This is a genomic window from Alteromonas sp. ABD4_190, from assembly GCF_056160105.1.
This window is the reverse complement of record NZ_JBSWWN010000001.1, coordinates 3671524-3697267: the sequence shown is the minus strand read 5'-3', so window position 1 is coordinate 3697267 and position 25744 is coordinate 3671524. Positions and strand designations below refer to the sequence as shown.

The 25744-nt window shown below is 44.6% G+C and carries 16 protein-coding genes; 4 read left to right on the top strand and 12 right to left on the bottom strand.

Annotation, left to right across the window (positions count from 1 at the left end; all coding sequences use genetic code 11):
* Nucleotides 1–94: 94 nt before the first annotated feature.
* From carB to dapB, 3 genes are all read right to left on the bottom strand, one after another.
* Nucleotides 95–3316 (bottom strand): carbamoyl-phosphate synthase large subunit, encoded by a 3222-nt coding sequence (gene carB, locus ACXAFM_RS16115; protein WP_474835230.1) that lies wholly within the window; start codon nt 3314–3316, stop codon nt 95–97.
* Nucleotides 3317–3329: 13 nt separating this feature from the next.
* Entirely contained in the window at nt 3330–4460 is a 1131-nt protein-coding gene (gene carA, locus ACXAFM_RS16110; RefSeq protein ID WP_474835228.1) for a glutamine-hydrolyzing carbamoyl-phosphate synthase small subunit, read from the bottom strand.
* A gap of 372 nt (nt 4461–4832) precedes the next feature.
* Complete coding sequence (gene dapB, locus ACXAFM_RS16105) at nt 4833–5636, bottom strand: 4-hydroxy-tetrahydrodipicolinate reductase (RefSeq protein WP_474835226.1); 804 nt, start codon at nt 5634–5636, stop codon at nt 4833–4835.
* Nucleotides 5637–6028: 392 nt separating this feature from the next.
* On the opposite strand from dapB, the gene ACXAFM_RS16100 reads away from it, so the two are divergent.
* Nucleotides 6029–6724, top strand: a complete 696-nt coding sequence (locus ACXAFM_RS16100) for a cytochrome b/b6 domain-containing protein (RefSeq protein WP_474835564.1) — start codon at nt 6029–6031, stop codon at nt 6722–6724.
* 201 nt (nt 6725–6925) lie between these two features.
* On the opposite strand, the gene ACXAFM_RS16095 is transcribed toward ACXAFM_RS16100, so the two are convergent.
* The 6 genes from ACXAFM_RS16095 to grpE form a co-directional block, all read right to left on the bottom strand.
* Nucleotides 6926–8830, bottom strand: coding sequence for a propionyl-CoA synthetase (locus ACXAFM_RS16095; protein ID WP_474835224.1), 1905 nt, complete (start codon nt 8828–8830; stop codon nt 6926–6928).
* 201 nt (nt 8831–9031) lie between these two features.
* The gene (locus tag ACXAFM_RS16090; protein WP_474835222.1) at nt 9032–11608 is read right to left on the bottom strand and encodes an EAL domain-containing protein; all 2577 of its coding nucleotides are present in this window, start codon (nt 11606–11608) and stop codon (nt 9032–9034) included.
* A gap of 478 nt (nt 11609–12086) precedes the next feature.
* A complete protein-coding gene (locus tag ACXAFM_RS16085) occupies nt 12087–12569 on the bottom strand; it encodes a c-type cytochrome (protein WP_269916228.1) in 483 nt (160 codons plus the stop codon).
* A gap of 435 nt (nt 12570–13004) precedes the next feature.
* Entirely contained in the window at nt 13005–14138 is a 1134-nt protein-coding gene (dnaJ, locus tag ACXAFM_RS16080) for a molecular chaperone DnaJ (RefSeq protein WP_015066791.1), read from the bottom strand.
* A gap of 219 nt (nt 14139–14357) precedes the next feature.
* The gene (gene dnaK / locus ACXAFM_RS16075) at nt 14358–16286 is read right to left on the bottom strand and encodes a molecular chaperone DnaK (RefSeq protein WP_334059203.1); all 1929 of its coding nucleotides are present in this window, start codon (nt 16284–16286) and stop codon (nt 14358–14360) included.
* A gap of 116 nt (nt 16287–16402) precedes the next feature.
* The gene (gene grpE / locus ACXAFM_RS16070) at nt 16403–17026 is read right to left on the bottom strand and encodes a nucleotide exchange factor GrpE (RefSeq protein ID WP_474807685.1); all 624 of its coding nucleotides are present in this window, start codon (nt 17024–17026) and stop codon (nt 16403–16405) included.
* A gap of 372 nt (nt 17027–17398) precedes the next feature.
* Here grpE and ACXAFM_RS16065 point away from each other — a divergent pair, with 372 nt between their 5' ends.
* Both ACXAFM_RS16065 and ACXAFM_RS16060 read left to right on the top strand, forming a co-directional pair.
* On the top strand, nt 17399–18502 hold the full coding sequence (locus ACXAFM_RS16065) for an L-dopachrome tautomerase-related protein (RefSeq protein ID WP_474835220.1): 1104 nt from the start codon (nt 17399–17401) through the stop codon (nt 18500–18502).
* Between the two features lie 127 nt (nt 18503–18629).
* The gene (locus ACXAFM_RS16060) at nt 18630–19139 is read left to right on the top strand and encodes a cupin domain-containing protein (RefSeq protein ID WP_474835218.1); all 510 of its coding nucleotides are present in this window, start codon (nt 18630–18632) and stop codon (nt 19137–19139) included.
* 10 nt (nt 19140–19149) lie between these two features.
* Here the strand turns inward: ACXAFM_RS16060 and ACXAFM_RS16055 are convergent, their stop codons facing one another.
* On the bottom strand, nt 19150–20052 hold the full coding sequence (locus tag ACXAFM_RS16055; protein WP_474835216.1) for a tetratricopeptide repeat protein: 903 nt from the start codon (nt 20050–20052) through the stop codon (nt 19150–19152).
* Between the two features lie 246 nt (nt 20053–20298).
* On the opposite strand from ACXAFM_RS16055, the gene ACXAFM_RS16050 reads away from it, so the two are divergent.
* Entirely contained in the window at nt 20299–23823 is a 3525-nt protein-coding gene (locus tag ACXAFM_RS16050) for a PAS domain-containing hybrid sensor histidine kinase/response regulator (protein WP_474835214.1), read from the top strand.
* 133 nt (nt 23824–23956) lie between these two features.
* On the opposite strand, the gene ACXAFM_RS16045 is transcribed toward ACXAFM_RS16050, so the two are convergent.
* Together ACXAFM_RS16045 and ACXAFM_RS16040 are read right to left on the bottom strand one after the other, a co-directional pair.
* A complete protein-coding gene (locus tag ACXAFM_RS16045) occupies nt 23957–24850 on the bottom strand; it encodes an aspartyl protease family protein (protein WP_474830820.1) in 894 nt (297 codons plus the stop codon).
* Nucleotides 24851–25066: 216 nt separating this feature from the next.
* Nucleotides 25067–25735 carry a response regulator gene (locus tag ACXAFM_RS16040; protein ID WP_474835212.1) on the bottom strand — a complete coding sequence of 223 codons (669 nt, stop codon included), beginning with the start codon at nt 25733–25735 and terminating at the stop codon, nt 25067–25069.
* Between the last annotated feature and the right edge of the window lie 9 nt (nt 25736–25744).

Here is a 25744-nt window from a genome sequence, read left to right as displayed (position 1 = left end):
AATTTAAACAGAAAAGTGCGCCGCGAAGGCGCACTTTTTATTGGTTCACACAAATGTAATATTGCTAGGATACCTCGTATCCTAGCGTATGTCATTAGTGTTTGAGTCTAGCGTGTAGTTCTTGAACTGATGCCACTTTATTGCGGTCATCGGCAGACTTAGCACGGATAGTTGCAAACGCAGCGTTCATTGTCGTGGTGTAAGTCACCTTATTCACCAAGGCTTCACGACGAATGTATACTGAGTCTGTGATGGCTTGGCGACCTTCTGTTGTGTTGATCAAGTAAGCGTATTCGCCGTTCTTGATAGCATCAACAATGTTAGGACGACCTTCAGACATCTTGTTTACTACTGTGCTCATGATACCCGCATCGTAAAGCTCGGTAGCCGTACCGCGGGTAGCTTCAATGCTAAAGCCCGCTTCAACCAACGCTTTTGCCAGAGCAATCATACGAGGCTTGTCGGTATCGCGTACTGATATAAGCGCTTTACCTTGCTTAGGCAGTGGCGCACCCGCACCTAAGTTAGCCTTCGCATAGGCTTCTTCGAAGGTATCACCAACGCCCATGACTTCACCCGTAGAGCGCATTTCTGGGCCTAACAGTGGGTCAACACCTTGGAACTTAGCAAAAGGAAGCACCACTTCTTTCACAGAGTAGAACGGAGGAATAACTTCTTCTGTTATCCCCTGTTCGACTAGGCTGACGCCAGCCATTGCACGTGCTGCTACTTTAGCAAGTGGAATACCCGTTGCTTTAGATACAAACGGCACGGTACGTGCTGCACGAGGGTTGACCTCGATGAGGTATACTTCACCGTCTTTAATCGCAAACTGTGTATTCATTAGACCGACTACGCCAAGTTCAAGCGCCATGGCTTTAACTTGCTCGCGCATGACATCCTGAATCTCTTTAGATAGCGAGTGCGGAGGCAATGAACATGCAGAGTCACCAGAGTGAACACCCGCTTGTTCAATGTGTTCCATGATACCGCCAATGACTACGTCTTTGCCATCGCAGATAGCGTCGATATCAACTTCGATAGCATCATCTAGGAAACGGTCTAGCAACACTGGTGCGTCGTTAGACACTTTAACCGCTTCGTTTAGGTAACGCTTAAGGTCTTTGATGTCATACACGATTTCCATTGCACGACCGCCTAGCACATAGCTTGGACGAACAACCAGCGGGAAGCCAATCTCTTCAGCCATAGTTAGCGCTTGCTCAACATTCGTTACCGTGGCATTTGCAGGCTGCTTAAGGTTAAGCTTGTTCACCATTTGCTGGAAGCGCTCACGGTCTTCGGCACGGTCAATCGCTTCTGGTGAGGTACCGATTACCGGAACACCGGCTGCCTCTAGTGCACGCGCAAGTTTAAGTGGCGTTTGGCCACCATACTGCACGATAACGCCTTTCGGCTGCTCTTTAGCAACGATTTCAAGTACATCTTCCAGCGTTACTGGCTCGAAGTACAGACGGTCTGATGTGTCGTAGTCGGTTGAAACCGTTTCAGGGTTACAGTTAACCATAATGGTCTCGTAACCATCTTCACGCATTGAAAGCGCCGCGTGCACACAGCAGTAGTCGAACTCGATACCTTGACCAATGCGATTTGGACCGCCGCCCAATACCATAATCTTATCTTTGTCTGTAGGCGCTGCTTCACACTCTTCGTCATACGTTGAGTACATGTAAGCTGTGCTGGTAGAGAACTCTGCTGCACAAGTATCTACACGCTTGTAGACAGGAGAAATACCAAACCCGCGACGAGTTTCACGAATATCGCTTTCTGCCACTTTGGTTAGTTCAGCAAGACGCGCATCTGAGAAACCTTTACGCTTGAGTGCACGCATAAAGTCAGCATCAATACCCGGTAAGCCAAGCTCAGCCACTTTTGCTTCAAGAAGGATAAGGTCTTCAAGCTGCACTAAGTACCAACGGTCGATGTTGGTAAGGTTGAATACTTCTTCAACCGTCATGCCCATACGGAATGCATCACCGATGTACCAAATTCGCTCTGCGCCAGGTTGACGAAGTTCGTAAACCACTTTATTGCGTGATTCAGGGTCTTCAAGGTCGACCATAGGGTTCAAACCTGAAGCGCCTACTTCAAGACCGCGAAGGGCTTTTTGAAGTGATTCCTGCTGGTTACGACCAATAGCCATTACCTCACCTACCGACTTCATCTGGGTAGTTAGACGGTCGTTAGCACCGGCAAACTTTTCAAAGTTGAAGCGTGGGATCTTAGTCACTACGTAGTCGATAGACGGCTCGAACGACGCTGGCGTTAAGCCACCTGTAATATCATTTGCTAATTCGTCTAGCGTGTAACCTACCGCAAGTTTTGCCGCTACTTTCGCAATTGGGAAGCCCGTTGCTTTAGAAGCAAGCGCAGATGAACGCGATACGCGAGGATTCATTTCGATGATAACTACACGACCTGTTTTCGGGTCTACACCGAACTGTACGTTTGAACCACCGGTTTCAACACCAATCTCACGCAGTACAGCCATAGCGGCATTACGCATCAGTTGGAATTCTTTGTCAGTCAGGGTTTGCGCTGGAGCAACGGTGATGGAGTCACCCGTGTGCACGCCCATAGGGTCGAAGTTTTCGATAGTACATACAATAATGCAGTTGTCCGCTTTATCTCGTACTACTTCCATTTCGTACTCTTTCCAGCCAAGCAAGGATTCATCGATAAGAAGCTCGTTGGTAGGAGAAAGATCAAGGCCGCGGTGACAAATTTCATTGAACTCGTCAATGTTGTACGCGATACCGCCGCCGGTTCCACCCATGGTGAAAGACGGACGAATAATACAAGGGAAGCCGATTCGGCTTAACACATCGTGCGCTTCATCCATAGTGTGCGCAATTTCCGCACGTGGACACTCAAGGCCAATGTTTTTCATCGCTTTATCGAAACGTTCGCGGTTTTCTGCTTTATCGATAGCGTCTGCCGTAGCACCGATAAGCTCGCAGCCGAACTCTTCAAGTACGCCGTGCTTGTCTAGCTCTAGCGCACAGTTAAGCGCAGTTTGTCCACCCATTGTAGGTAAGATGGCATCTGGACGTTCTTTTTCGATGATCTTGCGAACCACTTCCCAGTGAATAGGCTCGATGTAAGTCGCATCTGCCATTTCTGGGTCGGTCATAATGGTTGCTGGGTTAGAGTTAACCAAAATAACACGGTAGCCTTCTTCTCGAAGGGCTTTACACGCTTGCGCGCCTGAATAATCGAATTCACAAGCCTGGCCGATAACAATAGGGCCAGCACCAATGATAAGAATACTTTTTATGTCGGTACGTTTTGGCATAGTTGGCTAATTCCTACTGCTTGTGTTGTTCAATAAGTTCGATGAAGTGGTCGAATAACGGCGCCGCTTCATGAGGACCTGGACTGGCTTCAGGGTGACCCTGGAAGCTAAACGCAGGCTTGTCGGTGCGATGAATACCTTGCAACGACTTGTCGAACAACGAAATGTGAGTTACTTCTAGGTTATCTGGCAAGCTAGACTCATCAACAGCAAAACCGTGGTTTTGGCTAGTGATCATAACTACATTGCGCTTAAGGTCTTTAACCGGGTGGTTTGCCCCGTGGTGACCAAACTTCATCTTAACTGTCTTCGCACCACTTGCGATAGCAAGCAGCTGGTGACCAAGACAAATACCAAATACTGGCGTACCGGTTTCGACGATAGTTTTGATTGCGGTTACTGCATAGTCACATGGCTCTGGGTCTCCCGGGCCATTTGACAAAAATACACCGTCAGGATTCATGGCTAGTACGTCTTCAGCAGGCGTTTGCGCTGGTACTAACGTAACTTTACAACCGCGGTCAGCTAGCATGCGAAGAATATTATTTTTAACACCGTAGTCGTAAGCAACAACGTGATATTTGAACTCACTTGGTGTTACGTAGCCTTTGCCAAGTACCCAACTGCCTTCCGTCCATGTTTTAGGCTCAGTAATGCTCACTACTTTTGCCAAATCCATGCCTTTAAGGCCAGGGAAAGCTTTTGCTTGCGCTAGTGCGCTAGACTCGTCTAATTCATCTGAGCAAATAATGCAGCCATTTTGTGCACCTTTGTCTCGCAAGATACGCGTTAAGCGACGTGTATCAATGTCGGCAATACCCACAACGCCTTTCGCTTTAAGGTATTCAGACAAAGTTTGCTGTTGACGAAAGTTACTAGCAACAAGAGGTAGGTCACGGATGATTAGACCTTTCGACCAGATTTTATCTGCTTCGACGTCTTCTTCGTTAGTGCCGGTGTTGCCAATGTGTGGATAAGTAAGGGTGATGAGTTGTTCAGCGTAGGATGGGTCGGTGAGAATTTCTTGATAGCCGGTCATGGAAGTATTAAAAACGACTTCCCCAACGGCGGAGCCTGTAGCGCCTATCGCCGTACCTTTAAAAACAGAACCATCCTCTAACACCAAAAGGGCAGAATTAGCCAAGTCAACCTCCAGATTAAGGATAACTATGTGTTTGTGCAGTTTTCTGCACAAACCCCACAAAAAACGGGAGTTATTGATAACAATACATCCCGTTTTACGATCTTTGCAGCTAATAAAACCGCACTCTTCAGCCATTTTAGTGGCTTCAGAATACGAAATTCTGGCAAATTCCGGCGAGTATACATCACTGACCGAAAATGGCAAATTTATTTGTAATAATTTACTAAAATAACGCTTTTACCACCTTTTTTGCGCAGAACCACCGAAAGTGCGGCTTATTGCTCATTTAAAGTGCAACTTTAGTTTAACACTTTAATAACGCGTTGGAGTTTGCATGCTTTTAAGCTTTAGCACGCTAGTATCCAAAAACGCCTATAGCTTTAAATCAAGTACATCAACCATGGAGTATAGACCAGGTTGTTTTCCATACAACCACTTTGCTGCATGCACAGCACCTTTTGCGAATGTAAGGCGACTCGACGCTTTATGCGTGATCTCTAAACGCTCACCAATGTCTGCAAACAGTGCGGTATGTTCGCCAACAATGTCCCCGGCGCGAACTGTTGCAAAGCCAATGGTGCCTTGATCCCGTTCAGGCTCTTTTCCTTCTCTGCCGTATACAGCACAGGTTTTTAAATCACGACCTAATTCGTCGGCAATAGCCTCACCGATAGCCATAGCGGTGCCTGAAGGCGCATCTTGTTTAAACCTGTGGTGTGCTTCGGTAATTTCGATATCAGCGGTTTCACCTAATACGCTAGCCGCTTGACGAACTAGCGAAAGCATTAAATTCACGCCCACACTATAATTAGCAGCGAATACAATAGGAATGTGCTTTGCCGCTTCATCTAAAGCTGCTAACTGTGCATCGTTTAAACCGGTAGTACCGATTACAACAGGCATTTTGTTTTTTACGCACCACGCCAAATTACTTTCAATCACCGATGGTAAAGTAAAGTCGATCATTACATCCGCGTCGTTGCCACTCAAATTCGAAAGTGCAGTGCAATCGATGTCTTTTTTACCAATTCCGGCCAGCTCACCTACATTTAGGCCAATCCAAGGCGAATCATCGCGTACTGTAGCAACGCTAAGCTCAGCATTTTCACTTAAATCCAACGCTTCAACTAATACGCGCCCCATACGCCCGTTGGCGCCAAATAATCCTACTTTCATTTTATAGCTTTACACTTTTATTAACCTTCAACTATCAGGCATTTTGCCAAATGCAGGTACTATTGCAATGTGAGATTCATATTAAATACGCATAATTAGAAACCAATCGCCCCCACTCCCCTTTCGCTTAACTAAATTACTCGAAATACAATGTACAAAAATATTGGTTCAAACTTCATCTGGTCAGCAATAGGTTAACTATTTGCGGGTTTGTACTTGGTCGGTTTTAAGATAAAACATAATATTATGTGGTTGGACTTTCTTGTGTTAACCGGCAAATTGGGAGACGCTATGGCTTAGATTTAATGACCTAGGTCTATTCAACTTTCTAAACACTTTTTGATGTGTACTTAAGCTAAACAGACCTCCACAAAGCGTGAAATAAAATGACGATGCAGAAAACCCTTGTTTGGGACCTACCCACCCGCCTATTTCATTGGCTGATTGTCGCGAGCCTAATAGCCCAATATGCCACCGTTGAATGGCTTGAAAACAAAGTGCAGTGGCATTTCTACATAGGGTATTTCACCTTATTTCTTATTGTGTTCCGCCTTATATGGGGAGTAGTTGGTACCAGACACGCTAGGTTCAGTAACTTCGTTACTGGCCCTAAAAAGGTTTTTAGCTATGTAAAAACGCTTTTTAACAGACAGTCAGAGCCTGCTATTGGGCACAACCCACTAGGCGGCTGGTTTGTTATTGCTATGCTGGTGCTCTTGGCTATACAAGCCGTATCTGGGCTATTTATGACAGACGATATTTTCTTAGACGGTCCTTATCGACAGTTAGCCAGTGAAGAAACATTGAGTTTGATGAACACCCTACACCACCTTGCGTTTGATGCATTACTTTATGTCATTGCATTGCATATAGGCGCAGTTATTTTTTACAGCGTATATAAAAAGCAAAAATTGGTTCCCGCCATGGTGCACGGTAGTAAAGACTCGATAAATGAATCAAAAACTGCAGGTATCGCGGACTCTCGTCTGTTACGCGCACTTGTTGTGGCGATTATTGCTGCGGCCTTCGTTTATGTGGCAATTGAAGTCTATCCACCAGAGCCACAAGTAAACGAATATTATTACTGAGCTACACCGCGATCTTTTTCACTCATCGCTTAACGATTGGCAGGTCTATAACGAGCGCGCCATTTAAAACCATAAAGGGGCAATCGCCCCTTTATTGATGAAAGAAAATGCCATAGGAAACTGCGTTTAACGTTCTCCGCTTTGGTCTTCTCTAGCATTCTCGCTTATAGCCTTCACGCCTTTTTGACGCTTGCTGCAACATCATATGGCAGCCGGTTCACGAACTAGCCCTTTATCTCGCATTATCGATTCTATTTCTTCTACGCTTGACGGGTCATCGATAGTTGAAGGGACGGCGACAGTTTCGTTGGCGGCGATCTGACGCAGTAGTTTTCGAAGTATTTTACCTGACCGGGTTTTCGGTAGACGATTCACCACAATCGCTCGCTTAAAGCAGGCTACTGGGCCAATTTTATCGCGAACTCGCTGAATTAAGTCTTGCTCTAGCGTTTTTTCATCTACATTCACACCATCTTTTAGTAGAACTAGCCCGACCGGTAGTTGTCCTTTCAGTGCATCATTAATCCCTATCACACTGCACTCGGCAATATCTGGATGCGCCGCAAGCACTTCTTCCATTTCACCGGTAGACAAGCGGTGACCGGCAACATTTATAACATCATCGGTGCGACCCATAATAAATACGTAACCTTCTTCATCTACATATCCGTTGTCGCCAGTACTATAGTACCCCTCAAATTCGCGTAAGTAGCCATCGACGAACCGTTGATGGTCTTGCCATATCGTTGTTAAGCAACCTGGGGGAAGTGGTAGTTGAATGGCAATAGCGCCTTTATCACCTGTTGTTTGCTGTATATCGGGCCCTTTTAACACCTTAACGTTAAAGCCTGGTGTTGGCACACTGGACGAACCCGGTTTTGTCTGCATTGGTTCAAGCCCCATAGGGTTTGAGCAGATAGGCCAGCCAGTTTCGGTTTGCCACCAGTGATCAATAATGGGTACACCCACTTTCTCGCTCGCCCAGTAATAAGTTGGAGGGTCAAGTCGCTCACCCGCCATAAATAAGGTACGTAAACTCGACGTGTCGTATTTGGATAAAAACGTGCCTTCGGGGTCGGCTTTTCTAATTGCTCGAAACGCAGTGGGTGCAGCAAAAAGTACATTTATCTTGTGCGATTCTATCATTCGCCAAAACGATCCTGCATCAGGGGTGCCAATCGGCTTACCCTCGTACATTACGGTTGTAGCGCCTTTGATGAGAGGGGCGTAGACAATATAGGAATGGCCCACCACCCAACCTACATCAGAGGCAGCCCAGAATACGTCGTCCTCGCTCGTACCGTATACGGCGCCCATTGAATAGTGTAATGCGACCGCATGACCGCCGTTATCTCGAACCACACCTTTAGGCTTACCAGTTGTGCCTGAAGTATAAAGAATGTAAAGAGGGTCAGTTGCATCAACGGCGACGGGAGAGGCAGGCTCGCTATTTTCAACCAGAGTATGCCAGTCGTAATCAGTTTCTTTGTTTAGCTCTGCAGTTAACTGTTCTCGCTGAAACAAAACGCATGCCGTAGGCTTATGCTCTGATATATCTACCGCCTCATCTACAAGGGGCTTATAGGGCAAAACTTTACTGCCCTCTATGCCGCAGGACGCTGTAACAATAGCCACTGGCTTCGCATCATCTATTCTTACAGCAAGCTCATTTGCTGCAAAACCGCCAAATACCACTGAATGCACCGCCCCTAATCGAGCACATGCAAGCATTGCGATTGCCGCCTGAGGGATCATTGGCATATAGATAATAACGCGATCGCCTTTCTTAACACCTAGGCGAGACAAGCCCCCGGCAAACTGTGCAACATCAGTAAGTAATTCGTTGTAGGTAAAGTGCTGGGTAGTTTGAGTAACAGGTGAGTCGTAGATAAGTGCGGTTTTATCACCACGGCCATTATTAACGTGATGGTCCAGTGCTAGGTAACTGGTGTTGAGCTGCCCTCCTCTAAACCAGTCATAGTAACCACTATCTGTTTTTTGGCATCCCTTCTCTGGCGGTTGAAACCACGCTATTTTGCGAGCTTGTTCCAACCAAAAATTATCTGGATGTTTGGTAGAGGCAATGTATTCGTTTTTATAAGTCATATCCATGTCCTGATTAGGGTGTATATCTACCCTACTTCAGTTCAATCAGACCTGCTTATAAGACTTATGGCGTAGGCCAACTAACAATTTGATTTACATTAACTTAAACTCAAAGAAACATTTTCAAATAGCGTAAAATTTCTAGTGAGTAGCCAAACGAGCGCTGATTTAAACGTATTTAATATTTTTCCCCACTAGCAACTAGTTCTGAGCATCGACGAATTTATCGCGCCAATCACCTATGCTCATCGGCTTATCTAAGTAATAACCCTGAAAAGCGCTACATCCACACGCCTTTGCTTCCTTTAATTGCCCTGTGGTTTCTATACCTTCTGCCACAGTATCGAGTTTTAGCGCTCTTGCCATGTTGCAAATATTTGTAACGAGCACGTTTTTCTCTTTCGAATCTTCTATTGCTTCAATAAAAACTTTATCAAATTTGAGCTCATTAATCGGAAGCGCTTGAAGTGAGCTAAGATTTGAGTCACCAATACCAAAGTCATCAATAGATAAACTAAACCCTTGTTGGGCTAAATCTCTAACTCGGCGCTGTATTATGTTAACGCCTTTTATCAAAGCGCCTTCTGTCAATTCAAGTTTTAGACCCTTGTGTGGCACCCTCCACCTATTCACTATTGCTACAAATTTGCTGACAAAGTCAGCCCGCGCTAAATGCTTCGCACTTATATTGATTGATAGCTTAGTGTTTATACTCTTCTCGTGGCATTCGCTTAATAATTTACAAGCTTCATTACAAACCCATAATCCAATGTCGGCAATAAAATCGTTCTGCTCAGCAATGGGGATAAACTCCGCCGGCGTAACAACGCCAAGGTGAGGATGGTTCCATCTAAGCAACACTTCAGAGCTTACTAAGTTTCCACTACTACAATATTGAGGCTGAAGCTCAACGAATAACTCATTGTTGGCAATAGCTCTATTTAAGGAATGCTTTATATAGTTATAGCGGTCTATGTCGCTACCATCGATATGTAAATAAGTGTGCTCTCTCTCATCGTCTAAATAAACAATATCTTCATTGAAGGCCTTTCTAGACAATAGCTCTTTTATTTTTTTGAAGGAAAAGTACTTTATGGGGATAGCACAGCTCACTGTCTTGGTTTCGATAGCCAGTGAACTGTTGTGTAGAGTGATAGGGGCCAACACGTTATCTCTGAGATAATGGGCACACTGCTTAGCCACATTTTTCGCTGTATGGTCGTCCTTAAAATAATTTTCTAAGTGAAGAACAAAGTTGCCGCGATCGTATTTAAATACTCTCACTTCAAGCTGCCTATTGACGTCAAAAGCACGCACAAAGCGACTAGCTAATATACGCAGAATGTAGTCAACTGTGGGTTCTCCAAACGCGTCTTCATACTCTTTAACATTGACAATGCTAACCCGAATAAACACAGATAGCGCTTTCTCAGACGATGCTAATGCAGCTTTATCTAAAAGGTATTGCTCGAAATGATAAAAGTTAGAAAGTCCCGTCAAAGGGTCTGTTAACGCTAATTGTTTAAAGCGGTCTACTTCAAAATGCAAGTTTGAAACGGTGCGAATGCTTATAATAACCAAGTCTTGGTTATGTACCGTGCATGCTTTTAAACTTACATCGCACGCTATTCTCTTACCGTTTTTGTGACGTATGCACTCGTTTATGGTCTCAACCTTACAGCAACGTGCAACGCCTTCGTCTAAATTTAACAAGTAGGAAGGCCCGTCACTATTTTGAACCTTCGTCGCTAGAAGCTTGATATCTTGCCCTATTAACTCTTCCGGCTGAAACCCCAATACATAGATAACCTGTTCGTTTGCCGACAGTATGGTGCCATTCTTATCAATGCTGAGAACCACGCTATCAACAGCATTTAAGATACTTGTTAGATAGTCTGTATAATTATGTTGTGAATCAGAAAGTCTCTGAGTTTCTGTTTCATCCTGCACGACACCATATAAGCGAGTAAGTTTTAAGCCAAAATTAGTCTGACGCTCAACCTGTAAAAATACGGTTAGCTTTATATTTCTAGTTCGCCCTTGTTTATCGGAAATAGTGAGATGCTTTGCAAAGTGCCTTTGTTTCTTAATCGCTTTGAGAATTCGTTGTTTAAGGTTATCTCTGTCTTCAAATGAAATAACTTCGAGCACATCTTGTAGGTTAACGCTTTTTGTATGCAGCAGTCCCAGCAGGCTTTTCATTATTTGAGTTGAAGAAAACGCGCCGGTGAACCTGTCTATTTGCCACGCCCCTACTTTTGAAATAGCGCTTACCTCTTCAAGGAGTGACAATTGCTCTGACAACTTATCTGAATAAGGGTGCCTAGCAAGTTCATAGAGGTAGTTTAATTCGACCTTCTGGCGCAGAATATCCACGTAAGTATGTTGGTGTGCATTTAAGTTGCTGTTTCTCACAAATGTAAGCACAACCCCCAACACGTCATTTTGCATATCTCTTACCGACGCCACAACGACATATTGTTCACGAAAATGCTTGAGTGATTGGGGTAAGGTGAATTCTCTTGCCGGTAATGGTGCGCTCATCGGTGTTAGAGGCAGCATGAGTAGTGTATGGGGCGGGAAAACGATGTGATGTGATTCAATTTCTGAGTGCTCACTATCGCTTGCAATAACGGTGGCGCGGCCACTGTTTGGGTTTATCGAAACCAATAATATACAAGGTGACTCTATTTTATCCCTATTTTCAGTTAATAACGCAGAAATACTATTCTGCGTTGTGCGCATTGTGGAAAGCATGCGCTCACTGCGTAAATCCATCTAACTAGGTCCTCGAGAACAATAATACTCGCATACAAAAGCACCTCCCCCATTGATTTAACCAGATGGGTAGAGTGTTGTTTGCGCTTTTGCGCTTCGTTATTTTCCAACAGTGACACGTTACCTTATTAGTAAATGCTGTTTTAATACATTTGTAGGTAAGATATTTATCATGAATATGAGTTATTAATATGTTGGTTTTTCATTCACAAACATAGACAAAAATTGTACAAACTTCCAGCATTTTGTAGTTATGGGGAGGTAAAAAAGATTAAGCCGAAGAGGCGAAATAAAGAGTGAGGAAGTTAACGTTTGCTACTTACCGAAGATTTATAAAACAATTATTAGAATATTTTCAAGCCTCAGCACGCCTATCGAAAGGTTAGAGGTTGAAAAAGTAGGTGTTAACAGAATAGATGATGAGAGAACAAGTGCTGTTGAGCAGTGATAGAACACTGACGTCAACAGCACCTAAAATTTAGTCTTTTTTGTAGTCATCGTGGCAAGACTTACAGCTTGCACCGATTTTACCTATAGCACCGCGATACGCGCTCTCGTCACCTGCATCCACTGCAGCCTGTAGACCTTGTGCGGCCGTTTTAAGTGCCATCACTTTCTTTTCTACATCTGAGAAGTTTTCCCAAATTTCATCCTTCGCACCGGTCTCTACGTCAAACTTACGCGTGTCGACAGCAAGATAGTCACCCATCATATCGGCAAGTTGCTCAAGACGCACAGCGTTAGTCTGCATTACGCTTTCGTCAAAAGGTAGCGCACCTTTTGCCATACCACCCAATGGGCCCATGTTACTACGAACTAACTGAAAAACCGCCTGGCGGTACTGAGTTGCTGCTTTAGCGTGCTTTTCAGAAGAAGCTTCAGTTACTTCAGCTAACGCTGAACCTGAAATTACTGCGCCGACGGTAGCTGCTACAATCATCGCTTTATTGAATAGTCTCATGCCTGTTCCCTTTTTTTAATTACTGGTTATCTACTTTTACGTTTGCAGATATTTTACCTTTTACTTATAAGCCTATCGTGACGAATAGTTCGTTTTAGCGCAAGAAATTTAACGGTGAACAAACGCTTTCAAGGGATTAGCCGCGCGTAAATTTGGTTTTAACGAATAGACGAACTACAAAGGGACACCCACTTACTTCACCTTCACAAAGTACAGGTTTGGACAGTCACTCGCCCTACTCTCACAAAGTACAGTTTCGGACAGTCACTCGCCCTACTCTCACAAAGCAAAGTACAGTTTCGGACAGACACTCAATATTATCTCGTTTACAGATTAAAGCCATCCGAACAAACTGTAGGTTCGGGGAAAGAGGCACTCAGATACAAAAACGCCCTCATAAATGAGGGCGTTTGAACTTTGATTGAAGCAAAGAAACTAGTTGGTTAAGTCATCAAAGAATTTTTTAACGCCGTCGAAGAAGCCTTGCGCTTTAGGGCTGTGCTTGCTTGACGCTTTGCCCATAGACTCTTCTAACTCTTGCAATAGCTCTTTTTGGCGCGACGATAAGTTAACTGGTGTCTCAACCACAACTTTACACATTAAGTCGCCCATGGCGCCGCTTCGAACAGACTTAACGCCTTTGCCGCGTAATCGGAACATACGGCCGGTCTGCGTTTCAGCGCTAATTTTCAGCTTAACTTTACCGTCCAAAGTAGGAACTTCTAACTCGCCACCAAGGGCTGCTGTAGTAAAGCTTAGCGGTACTTCGCAATACAGGTTGTTGCCGTCGCGTTGGAAGATGTCGTGTTCACGAACATGCACTTGAACGTACAGGTCACCTGCTGGCGCACCGTTTTCACCCGCTTCGCCTTCGCCAGAAAGACGAATACGATCGCCTGTGTCTACGCCTGCAGGGATCTTAACATTAAGAGTCTTAGTCTTTTCTTTGCGACCATGACCGTGACAGCTGTTACAAGGATCTTCAATAATCTTGCCCTTGCCTGAACAAGTCGGACAGGTTTGCTGTACAGCAAAGAAACCTTGGCGCATTTGAACCTGACCGTTGCCGTGGCAGGTTGGACAGGTTTTAGGTGAAGAACCTTTTTTCGCGCCTGAGCCGTCGCACACGTCACATTCGACCAGCGTAGGTACGCGAATATCAACGCTCTTACCGCGAACTGCTTCTTCTAAACTTAGCTCTAGGTTGTAACGTAAGTCTGAACCTTGACGAGCACGCGACTGACGTCCACCGCGACCACCGCCGCCAAAGATATCACCAAAAACATCGCCAAAGATATCGCCGAAGTCGGCACCACCACCGAAGCCGCCGCCACCGCGGTTTGGATCAACACCTGCGTGGCCGTATTGGTCGTATGCTGCACGCTTCTGCGAATCTGACAGAATTTCGTAGGCTTCCTGGATTTCTTTAAACTTATCTTCCAGGCCTTTATCGCCTTGCGTACGGTCAGGGTGATATTTCATCGCAAGCTTTTTATACGCTTTTTTAATTTCACGTTCGCCCGCGCTTTTATCTACCCCGAGTACTTCGTAGTAGTCTCGTTTCGACATATCGTTTACATATCCTACTTTTTTGTCGACAAGAATGTAATGCTTGTCGAATCTACATCTGACTGTTGTGAAAATAACCTGATTAGGTTTTTAATAACGCTAGGCCATTTAAACCAAGCTATTTACACCAAGTTATTTACACAACAAAGGCGCAACAAGAATATCCTGTTGCGCCTGAACTGCTTACACAGCCCGGCGCGCCGGGCTAATCACAACAGTTTACTTTTTGTCGTCGTCTTTCACTTCTTCAAATTCTGCGTCAACAACGTCATCGTTTGCTTGACCAGAAGAAGCTTGCTGCTCAGCGCCTTCAGCGCCACCAGCTGCTGCTTGTTGAGCTTGCGCCGCTTCCATCAGCTTGCTAGACGCTTGAATAAGTTCTTGCGTTTTCGCTTCGATTTCTGCTTTGTCTTCACCTTTAGATGCAGTTTCTAGCGCAGTAAGGGCCTCTTCGATTGGCGCTTTGTCTTCTGCACTTAGTGCATCGCCAACTTCTTCAAGCTGCTTACGTGTAGCGTGAACCATACCATCAGCTTGGTTGCGCGCTTGAATTAGCTCTTCAAACTTCGCATCAGCTTCTTTGTTCGCTTCCGCGTCAGCTACCATTTTTTCTACTTCTTCATCGCTCAGGCCTGAAGAAGCTTTAATGGTGATCTTCTGCTCTTTACCTGTGTCTTTATCTTTCGCAGACACGTGTAGGATACCGTCAGCATCTAGGTCGAAGGTAACTTCGATTTGCGGTACACCGCGCGCTGCTGGGCGAATACCTTCAAGGTTAAACTGACCAAGAGACTTGTTGCCGCTTGATTGCTTACGCTCACCTTGTAGTACGTGTACTGTTACCGCAGACTGGTTGTCTTCCGCTGTAGAGAACGTTTGCGACTTCTTAGTAGGAATCGTCGTGTTTTTCTCGATAAGCGCAGTCATTACGCCACCCATTGTCTCGATACCTAGAGACAGAGGCGTAACGTCTAGAAGTAGTACGTCTTTAACATCACCAGAAAGTACACCACCTTGGATTGCCGCACCTACTGCTACCGCTTCATCAGGGTTAACGTCTTTGCGTGGCTCTTTGCCGAAGAACTCAGTTACATACTTCTGTACAAGCGGCATACGCGTTTGACCACCAACAAGGATGATGTCGTTGATGTCGCCTACAGATAGATCTGAGTCAGCTAGAGCTTGTTTAAGTGGGTTAAGCGAGTTTTTCACTAGGTCTTCAACCAAAGACTCAAGTTTCGCACGAGTTAGCTTAATCGCTAAGTGCTTAGGACCTGTTGCATCAGCCGTGATGTAAGGCAGGTTAACTTCTGTCTGTTGTGAAGAAGAAAGTTCGATTTTCGCTTTTTCACCGGCTTCTTTAAGACGCTGCATTGCAAGCGGGTCTTTACGTAGGTCGATGCCTTGATCTTTCTTAAACTCTTCAACTAGGTAGTTGATAACACGGTTATCGAAGTCTTCACCACCAAGGTGCGTGTCACCGTTAGTCGCTAGTACTTCAAACGTGTGCTCGCCGTCTACCTCATCGATTTCGATGATAGAGATATCGAAGGTACCACCACCTAAGTCGTAAACTGCAACAACGTTGTCGCCTTGCTTTTTGTCCATGCCGTAGGCAAGAGCAGCAGCTGTCGGCTCGTTAATGATACGCTTAACTTCAAGACCTGCGATGCGGCCCGCATCTTTAGTTGCTTGACGCTGAGAATCGTTAAAGTAAGCAGGAACAGTAATTACTGCACCAGTTACTTCTTCGCCAAGGTAGTCTTCAGCGGTCTTTTTCATTTTCTTAAGTACTTCAGCAGAAACCTGAGGAGGCGCCATTTTTTCGCCTTTAGCTTCTACCCACGCATCACCGTTATCAGCACCTACGATTTTGAAAGGCATGATGTCGATGTCGCGCTGCACTTCTTTATCTTGAAAACGGCGACCAATTAGACGCTTGATAGCGAATAGCGTGTTTTCAGGGTTAGTTACCGCCTGACGCTTCGCTGATTGACCTACAAGTGTTTCACCATCGTTTGTGTATGCGATGATTGAAGGTGTTGTACGATCGCCTTCCGCGTTTTCAATTACGCGAGGTTTGTCGCCGTCTAGAACTGCGACACATGAATTCGTTGTACCTAAGTCGATACCAATGATTCTACCCATTTCGTGTCTCCGAATGATTTTCTTAATACTGTACTTTTAGTGGGGTTATTCCCCGTCTTTTCAATAGATGCCAGTAAAAAAACTGACATTTTTGTGTGTTCGTCGCAAAAAGCGTCTTAGGCCTGCGTATCCACACCGTCGCTTGGTGCACGCGATACCATAACCATGGCAGGGCGTAGCAAACGACCATTAATTTGATAACCTTTCTGCATCACAGCCATTACTGTATTTGGCTCGTGGTCTGCACTTTCTTGCATCGACATAGCTTGATGCAAATCAGGGTTAAAGGTTTCACCCTGCGGATCAATAAGGCTTAATCCAAATTTCTCAATAGTGCTTAAGAAAGTTTTGTGGGTCATTTCCACACCTTCTAAAAGCGGCTTCACAGCTTCATTGTCACCATCAGTCATTTCGATAGCGCGCTCTAAGTTGTCGATAACCGGAAGCAATTCGCCAGCAAAACGTTCAAGCGCAAATTTACGCGCTTTTTCTACTTCGCCTTCAGCGCGACGACGTGCGTTATCAGCATCTGCGCGCGCTCGAAGTACACCATCCTGCTGTTCTTTAATGGTGGCTTGCGCCTCAGAAAGTGCGGTTTCTAGTTCGTAAATGCGCTGCGCATTTTCGTCTAGCTCTACACCTTCTGCTTCTGATGCTTCTACCTGCGCTTCATCAGCATTAATTACAGTCTCATCTACTGTATTTTCTTGTTCTGCCTGCACGTCGCGATTATCGCTCATGCCTACCTCCAAACGTTTTTCTTAATTAGGCGATGCCCAATAACATTAAAATTACTGGGAATAACTTCGTTGCGCTTAGTTATGGGGCTAGTTTTAAGGTGATCAAGGGTATCCACAATAATTTTGTGGTCGATTTTAAAAAATACTGAGAAATTTTAGTTTTAATATAAAAACTACTTCGGACTTTAAGTGATGTGTTTAAAACGAAGCGTCTTGAATTCTCGCTTCCCACCTTTATTATCAAATAATTTTTGATAAAGATTCAAAAACAAGCCTGTTACTGTTTGCAAATTATATCTCTACACTTCTCCTGCCAGTCGCAATTGAGCTGTACCGACTTTTTTACCCCGTACCAAAAATTGGAGAAGAGAGATGATCAAATTAAAGCAACTTGTTATCGCTACCACTGTTGGGTTAAGCATGTTAAACGGCGTGGCCTTCGCTGCTACTGAAGTAGGCCCATTAGAGCCTGTCACCACATTTGAAGACGCAAGAGGCGCAGGTATTACCATTACTCCGTCTGGCCGATTACTCATTAGTATGCACCCGCTTGATAATCCAAAGCTAAAGATTGTTGAGGTAATGGCTAATGGCTCTAAACAACCCTTCCCTAATTTAGATTGGGCAGATGGCCCAGAAACTGGTGATGTGGGCTTTAGTGCCGTTATTGGTATACACAGCGATAGTCAAGGCATTGTATGGATGCTAGACATGGGAAGTGAAACCTCACCAGCCAAACTCGTTGCGTGGGATAGCAATGAAAATGCTCTGCTTAAAACCATTGAACTTGATAGCAAAGCACTTAAAGCAAATTCGTTTGTTCAAGACTTTGTTATTGATGAAAAGCACAACAAAATTTATATAGCAGACATGACATTTGGCAACTTTGCTGGTGCAACAAAGCCGGCAATTATTGTCGTAGACACCGAGACGGGCGAATCTAAGCGCGTATTAGAAAGCGCTTCTTATCTTATGCCTGAAGATAGAGAACTTGTTATTGAAGCATCGCTACTTGCCTCTAAAACCGATGATGGTAAGCCAAACCCGCTTAAATTTGGTTTAAATCCAATAGCCTTAGACCCAGCCTCTGACACGCTTTACTTTGGCGCGTTCACTGGCACCAAAATTTATCAAATATCAACATCCGCTATTAGCGACACGTCACTATCAGACAATGAACTAGAGGAATCTATCCAGGTATTTGGCCCCAAAAACCCGAGTGACGGTATTGCACTAGCGCCAGGAGGTGGTGTGTTAGCCACCGATTTAGAAAATAACGCGGTTGGGTTAACAACTAAGGGAAAGTATCAAACGCTTATTCAAGATAAGCGCCTGTCTTGGCCCGATAGCCTTGCAACAAGCAACGGTTATGTTTACGTCACTCAAGATCAGCTGCATCAGCACCCAGCTTTCAGCCAAGGGCTAGGTAATGCCAAGCCCCCCTATGTGCTTTATCGCTTCCGCTTTGAGCAATAAATACAGCTAGAGAATTAAACCTATTCTCCCTATTTATCCTTAATCATCACTAATCACACCTAATCATCTCGGAGGGGGGCAATCAGCCCCTCACTTTTACTAATAACTGAATTTATGTGAGGAAATAATGAAAAGAGCGTTTGGTCTTGTAACCCTTTTACCTCTTAGCTTGCTAGTCTCTCTTTCTGCCACCGCAGTAATCGAAAAACCATTAACAACAGAGGATAAGCAAATATCGGCAGCGCCCGGCAAAGGTGTGATAAATGATGTAAATAGCCACTTGGTATCTCAAGCAGTTTTATTCAATTTAGCAGAGCAACCTAAAGAAAGTGTGACCGACAAATTAACCCGTCAGTATTTTCACGGTAACGAATCTACATTTGTTCGCTGGGATGCCAAAAAAGGCGCTAAAGTTCCGCTTCACAAACATCCTAACGAACAAGTCACCTGGCTTTTGCAAGGAAAAGCGACGGTATTTTCCGATGGAAAAAAATACATAATGAAAGCAGGTGATATCATGGTCTTTCCAGCAAACGTACCTCATGAATTTCACTTTACAGAAGACGCAGTAGATATCGATTTTTTCGTACCTGCACGTCAGGATTGGATTGACGGCACTGCTGACTACATTAAATAGTTAAACTGGCTTACCTAGCACCTATCGACCAAAACGTTTTGCTTCGGATAGCGCCACTGTCCATTATCACGCAGCTAGGTTCGCCCGCTTTGCAACCGTTACCTTTTATCCGGCTTCCCGTTTGTCCGTGGTTTCGTCTTAGTTCCGCCAACATCAAAGCATGAATATCAACCATATTGGTACTAATTCCAGTAACCGTGATGGTTTCGATATCGCTATCAAGGCCGGAGTTTTGCTGTGAATTATCACTAATTTGTTCAACAACGGGTTGCCCATTTAACTGTTGTAGTAGCTCAACAGAATTGGCGTATTTACCCGACGCTGGAAATGCTAATAACGTTTTCGCTTTCACCATATCTTTTTCTACAAACTCTCCAGTGATATGAAGGATCGCTAGTAAATAGTTGGCAAGGTAACTCATTCCCTCTTTAACTTCCGCTTCTAGGAATGTGATTGCGGTCTCTTTTTCTTTTTGCGTCGATGCTTTATCAGAAAAGACGAGTACGGCATACTCCTCTGCGGTTCTATTAACGCCTTGATCTGCAGCAAACTTCATCATTCGCTTAGCTTCGGCCATATTCTTCTGTGTACCAATGCCCTGTGCAGCCATCCCCGCAGCTTGTCGGTAAGCTGGCAGGAAGCCCTGTTTGGCAGATTTATCAAAATAATAATAGGCGTTTTCCAAATCTGTTTTTACCCCAGATTCAGGATTCATAAAGATGTGGCCAAGAGAGAAGCTGGTTTGCTCATGACCTCTGGAAGACAAAGCTCGAAGTGTATTCAGTTTAGCAAGTGAACAATCTTCGTCTGCACATTCAGGCTGATTCGGGATAGCCCATACAGATGCAGATAACATAGTTGAAATTAGTAGTGTGATTCGCAGAAAACGCGTGCTTGCTGAATTTTGTTTCATTAAATTCCCTTTTATTATTTCGGTGACTGGCTAAAACCGCTTATGTTTGCATCCTATTACTCAAAAAGACGGCGACCTTGCATAAAAAACGTACCACTTATGGTTCAAATTGCAAACAATTAATCCTGTGATAGTGGTTGTGTAGTAACAGAAGATACCTCGCATGTGAAAACTATGTTAATGTAAATAAACAAAAAAACGCGCTTTCAATATGCTATTAAATACGTTCAATCACACGGAATACCTATGCTAAGTATATGGACGGTTGGCGCTATCGTCGGTTTCTACCTTCTTGCGCTTTTTGCCTTGGCATTTTGGGGCGACAGGCATTTACGCGATAATCGGCAGCACCCTGTGCTTTATAGCCTAGGACTTGGCGTACACTGTACATCTTGGGCTTTCTTCGGCACCACGTCGCAGGCTGCCCAATATGGCTGGGCAGTTATTCCCACCTATTTAGGCATTATGCTCACCATGGCATTTGCCTTTCCTGTAGTGCTTCATATAAGTCGATTATGCCAGCAGCACAACATTAGTTCGCTAGCTGACCTCATCTCACTCAAGTACCAACACTCTCATTTAATTGCCGCTCTTATCACTTTGCTATGCTTTTTTGGCGTTGTGCCCTATATAGCTTTGCAGTTAGACGCCATTACGAAATCCATAAATTTGCTCACCGCAGAGCCACAATCAAGCACACCTTGGTTGAGCATTTACGTAGCAAGTTTACTGGCCATCTTTGCCATAACCTTCGGCACGCGCACGCTAAACTTGACCGAAAAACACCCTGGGTTACTTCTAACCATTGCTTTCGAGTCGGTGATTAAGCTTGTGGCGCTTTTGGCAGTAGGTGTTTTTGTTTGCTTCTTTTTATTCGATGGCGTCTTAGATTTAGTTTCTAACGCCTCGTCAAATGACAGTGCCAGGGATGTCATTTACGCTGATAGCGCACCCTGGGTTTATGCATCACATGTAGTTCTTGGCGTTTGTTCCATGTTCGTACTACCTAGGCAATTTCATATGAATTTTGTCGAGCAAAATGGTGAGAGCGAACTTCGTACTGCAAGGTGGTTGTTCCCACTCTATCTACTCGGTATGACGTTGTTTGTTATCCCCATCGCCCTTGCCGGCAAAATGCTGCTTCCATCAACAACAAGTTCAGATGCCTACGTACTCGCCCTGCCCTTATCGACCGAAAACATCGCCCTTTCCGGCTTTGCTTTTATTGGGGGGTTATCGGCTACCACCAGCATGGTAATTGTAGCTACCTTAGCCCTCGGAATCATGATTTCCAATAATTTGGTCACGCCACTTTGGCTAAAGGCGCGACTGAAAACGTCACCTAACCGCTCTATGGAGCCGAGCAACATTCTTTCAATCCGGCGGCTTACCGTTTTAATCGTACTTAGCATCGCACTTTGGTATCACTTAAATATTAGCCAAGCTGCGCCTTTGGTGAAAAGCGGCGTAATTGCCATTGCTTTATTGGGGCAATCTATGCCTGCACTTATGTTTGGTATTTACTGGCAACGGAGTACGAAAACTGCAGCTATTTGCGCATTGCTAGTGGGCTTTATTTGTTGGGCTGTATTTCTGCTCTACCCCAGTTTAATGTCTAGCTACTATTTTGACCCAGTACCTACTGACCAAGCTTTAGGCCTTGGATTTGCTTATTCATTAATGGCCAACTGCATAACCTTTATTGCAGTAGCGCTGATCACATCAAAACGTGGTGCTAACGAGAATAATGTAGAAACACCACATGACGGTGCTCCTCATCTACTGGTAAAAGTCCGTGATTTAATAGCGCTTACCGAACGTGTTCTTGATACCAGTACTCACAGTCAACTTGTGCAGCAGCTTTCTGTGGATGTTAACCGCGCCTCGAGTAGCGGATATGCCAGTCAGGCTCTTATTGACAGAGTGAATAAGCTGCTTGCCGCCCAAGTAGGAGCACCGAGTGCGCGAATTTTATTGGGCGCCATTGCAGATACCGGCAGTGATAGCTTGCCCGAATTGGTTGATTGGGTAGAAGAAGCGTCCCAATCATTTCAATTCAACCACGAAGTACTTCAGTCATCGGTACAAAACATCGAACAGGGTATTAGTGTACTTGATGACAAACTGCAGCTATTGGCATGGAACGAGCGCTATGTGGAACTTTTCGCCTACCCCAAAGGCTTTTTGAAAGCAGGCATGTCTATTACCGAAATACTCAATTTCAACGCCAAACGAGGCTTATTTAGCCCCTCATCAATTGATAAGCGAGTGAGCTATATGCGTGAGGGTACCCGCCACAAGCATATTCGCAAGCAGCCTGACGGAAAAGTTATAGAGCTAAATGGTGCCCCGCTCCCTGGCGGCGGCTATGTAACCACTTATAGCGATATTACTGAGTACATGGCAATACAAAAAGAACTAGAAAGCGCAAAAGAAGACTTAGAAGAAAGGGTCGCGCTACGCACTGCCGAATTAGAAGACGCAAAACGCCAAGCTGATAAAGCTAATGAGAGTAAAACCAAATTTTTGGCAGCCGCCGGGCACGACCTCATGCAGCCCTTCAATGCCGCGACACTGTTTGCCAGTATGCTAAGTAAAAAAACACAGGGCAGCGAGCTGGCTGTGCTATCAGAGGGCGTCGTAAATTCGCTGGATAATGCGCAAAGTTTACTTTCGATGCTGCTTGATATTACCAAATTAGATGCTGGCGTATTAACACCCCAAAAGACCGCGTTTCCCATCGATGAAATGCTGTCATCGCTGGTACAAGAGTTCGGTGTTATTGCCAAGCAGAAAGGTATTGAGCTGAGGTATATACCGAGCGCAGTGATAATCTATTCAGACAAAGTTCTATTGCGCCGGGTGATTCAAAACTTGCTGTCCAACGCAGTGCGTTACACATCAAAGGGCAGCATACTAGTAGGCGTTAGACGCGCTCACGGTTCAGACGCAGAACCAACCATAAAGCTTTGCGTATATGATACAGGTTCTGGTATTGCACCTAATCAACAACATGAGATTTTTAGCGAATTTCACCAACTTGAAAGCAATAATAAAGGCGAAGGGATTGGTTTAGGCCTAACTATTGTGGATAAGATATGCCGACTACTAGGTCATAAAGTCGGACTGGCTTCATCGCCGAATCAAGGAAGCTGTTTTAGTGTGGCGATTTCCAGAGTAAATCAAAGCGAATGCTTGTTATCTACTGTGCGTCCAAGCAGCACTACTTATGCTGATACCCTAACAAAAAACTCGGTGTTACCAGTTGACTCACCAAATAGGCCAAATAATCCCGCAAATGTTGTAGAACGTGCCTTTAGTAGCAAATCGCCTCCTATCAATTCGCGCCCCCATAATACATCACCGCTAAATTCAACGAGTAAAAATGATAACGCATTTTTGAAGAACACGCGTTTTCTGCTTGTAGAAAATGACGAGCAAGTAGCAAATGCAATGTGCACTCTACTTCAAGACTGGGGAGGAAGTACGACATTGATAGCGAGCGGAACAGAGGCATCAAGTATTTCGCACCAACACTTTGATGTGCTCATTGCCGATTATCACCTAAATTATGGTGAAACCGGTTTTGACGTTTCAGCAATACTTTCTGAAAATAAAGTGAGTTTTACCTTGAAGGTTTTGGTCACAGCCAACAGAAGTAATGACATAAGAGAAGAAGCGGCAGAGCAGCAATTTAGCTATCTGCCAAAACCTTTAAAGCCAGCAGCATTTAAGCGGCTTCTTAAACAGTCATTATCTCTTCACCATTAACCCTCCGCTAACCCAATAGCGCAGAGGACGCGTCGCATACGTGGGTTTTAACTCCCAACATTGACTACGTAAAAAGAGTTGATGAAGTACGTATACGTTTCACTTTTCTTAACAAGCCATAGGTATATTTTTGTTATTGAGGTAAATCGATATGAAGCCTGCCATATCGATAATCTAATGTAACAACAAAATCTTTTAGCAGGTCGTAACCGATAAGCCCCACGACTCTTTTTCCACCTATACGGCTGCCCGTTCTCTCGTACTGACTTTCTAAGTTAGTGGTTTGCCCTTCTGCTGGAAAGCTCACCTTGACGTCGCTAATTTCAAAGGGTCCAAACTTTACTAAATCAGATGTGGCAAATTCATTTACGCCTGAGCTATTGGCACCAAATGACATGCTTGTGCCCTCCACTTTTTCAAGTAACCCCGCTTTAGATGCAGCGCGGCGATCAACTAGTATTGTGCCAGCATTGCCGGTGTCTATGCGAAGCCATAGTGGTACGCCGTTAATTTCAATTTGTGCGATAGGCATACCGCTGCCTTTTTGTGTTGTCGCCGGAACGTTAGCTGCTTCCGTCATATCGACAGAGTCTCGAGTTACAAGGCGAATTTTCTTCTTAGGGTAGTCTAATTGCACAACAAAACTATTGAAGAATCCCGCTCCTAACAGCATGCCGTTAGAATGATGGCCGAGGTTGATCTCAACCAATGAGTCTAATTCAAATGTGGTTCCAAAAATTTCGACGTTCACATTATTGTAAGCCGTTCTTTTTTCGACCCCGTAGACCCCCTTCACGTTTACCGGCCTGCCTTTACTGAACTCTAAATTATGCTTTCTTATAAAGGCACGATTGATGCTATTTATTTGTGCTCCTGAATCTAGCATTACCCGAGATTCGATGCCGTCAATGGTGACTGGAAGAAAAACATGGCCGTTATCTAATGTGAAATCAGCCCACTGAGTAACTGCTCCAGAAGCTTGGCAAGAAGAAAGCAAAAGAAAAATTAAAAATGAAAAGCGCTTCATGAGTATCCCTTTTGTTTTATTAAAATTTTCCTAAACTGTTACGCGAGCACAAATCATAAAAAGCCCGACTCTGTGAGGCAAATCGCTGCGTAAAAAGTTGAACACATGTTAATGGATGAGGTTTTCTAGTCAATATTCGGCAAAAATGCTCGCTACATCGTGGAAATATCTCTAGTGAAATACACCGGTTTAGGTAATTAACTATCTAGAGTCAAACTAACTTAAGTGCATTGCATTTTTGAACGCAATGCCGGCCTTGGTTCTGTTAATAACACCAAGCTTTCTCAATACTGCAGATACATGCTGTTTAACGGTGGACTCAGAAATGGCCAGTTCGTAAGCAATCTGCTTGTTAAGCAAGCCGTCTGATACCATTCGCAATACTTTAAGTTGGTGAGGGGTAAGTTGCTTTAGTCGGTTTGTGAAATCATCTTGGTCAGAGCGATTATTCAAGCTGGATGCAGAGGCATTTGGTATCGTGGCCGAAGCTATGTGAACAGTAGGCGGGACCCAAGTTTCACCGTCTAACACCGTATTTACCGCGTCAATAATGCAATCGACCGAAGCTGATTTGGGTATGAAACCACTTGCGCCTAACGCAAACGATTTTGCCATAACATCAGGCTCTTCTTGTGCGGTAATAACAACCACAAGTACATCAGGATAGAGCGCATGTACCTCAGCAAGGCCATTTAACCCTTCATTGCCTGGCATAGTGAGATCTAAAAAAAGCAGATCGATGTCGTCATTTTCTTCAAGACTAGTGAGCGTATCGGGGAACGTGGAGGTTTCTACAAGTTCGATATGCTCCACACTAGCTAACGCATGGCACATCGCAGCCCTGAACAGAGGATGATCGTCAGCAATCAAGATTTTCACAGACATAATGCTATC

What these genes read in the sequence shown, in the direction of transcription:
- carB (WP_474835230.1), bottom strand. Translation starts at nt 3,316, where the DNA reads ATGCCAAAACGTACCGACATAAAAAGTATTCTTATCATTGGTGCTGGC.
- dapB (WP_474835226.1), bottom strand. Translation starts at nt 5,636, where the DNA reads ATGAAAGTAGGATTATTTGGCGCCAACGGGCGTATGGGGCGCGTATTA.
- ACXAFM_RS16100 (WP_474835564.1), top strand. Translation starts at nt 6,029, where the DNA reads ATGCAGAAAACCCTTGTTTGGGACCTACCCACCCGCCTATTTCATTGG.
- ACXAFM_RS16095 (WP_474835224.1), bottom strand. Translation starts at nt 8,830, where the DNA reads ATGACTTATAAAAACGAATACATTGCCTCTACCAAACATCCAGATAAT.
- ACXAFM_RS16090 (WP_474835222.1), bottom strand. Translation starts at nt 11,608, where the DNA reads ATGGATTTACGCAGTGAGCGCATGCTTTCCACAATGCGCACAACGCAG.
- ACXAFM_RS16085 (WP_269916228.1), bottom strand. Translation starts at nt 12,569, where the DNA reads ATGAGACTATTCAATAAAGCGATGATTGTAGCAGCTACCGTCGGCGCA.
- dnaJ (WP_015066791.1), bottom strand. Translation starts at nt 14,138, where the DNA reads ATGTCGAAACGAGACTACTACGAAGTACTCGGGGTAGATAAAAGCGCG.
- dnaK (WP_334059203.1), bottom strand. Translation starts at nt 16,286, where the DNA reads ATGGGTAGAATCATTGGTATCGACTTAGGTACAACGAATTCATGTGTC.
- grpE (WP_474807685.1), bottom strand. Translation starts at nt 17,026, where the DNA reads ATGAGCGATAATCGCGACGTGCAGGCAGAACAAGAAAATACAGTAGAT.
- ACXAFM_RS16065 (WP_474835220.1), top strand. Translation starts at nt 17,399, where the DNA reads ATGATCAAATTAAAGCAACTTGTTATCGCTACCACTGTTGGGTTAAGC.
- ACXAFM_RS16060 (WP_474835218.1), top strand. Translation starts at nt 18,630, where the DNA reads ATGAAAAGAGCGTTTGGTCTTGTAACCCTTTTACCTCTTAGCTTGCTA.
- ACXAFM_RS16055 (WP_474835216.1), bottom strand. Translation starts at nt 20,052, where the DNA reads ATGAAACAAAATTCAGCAAGCACGCGTTTTCTGCGAATCACACTACTA.
- ACXAFM_RS16050 (WP_474835214.1), top strand. Translation starts at nt 20,299, where the DNA reads ATGCTAAGTATATGGACGGTTGGCGCTATCGTCGGTTTCTACCTTCTT.
- ACXAFM_RS16045 (WP_474830820.1), bottom strand. Translation starts at nt 24,850, where the DNA reads ATGAAGCGCTTTTCATTTTTAATTTTTCTTTTGCTTTCTTCTTGCCAA.
- ACXAFM_RS16040 (WP_474835212.1), bottom strand. Translation starts at nt 25,735, where the DNA reads ATGTCTGTGAAAATCTTGATTGCTGACGATCATCCTCTGTTCAGGGCT.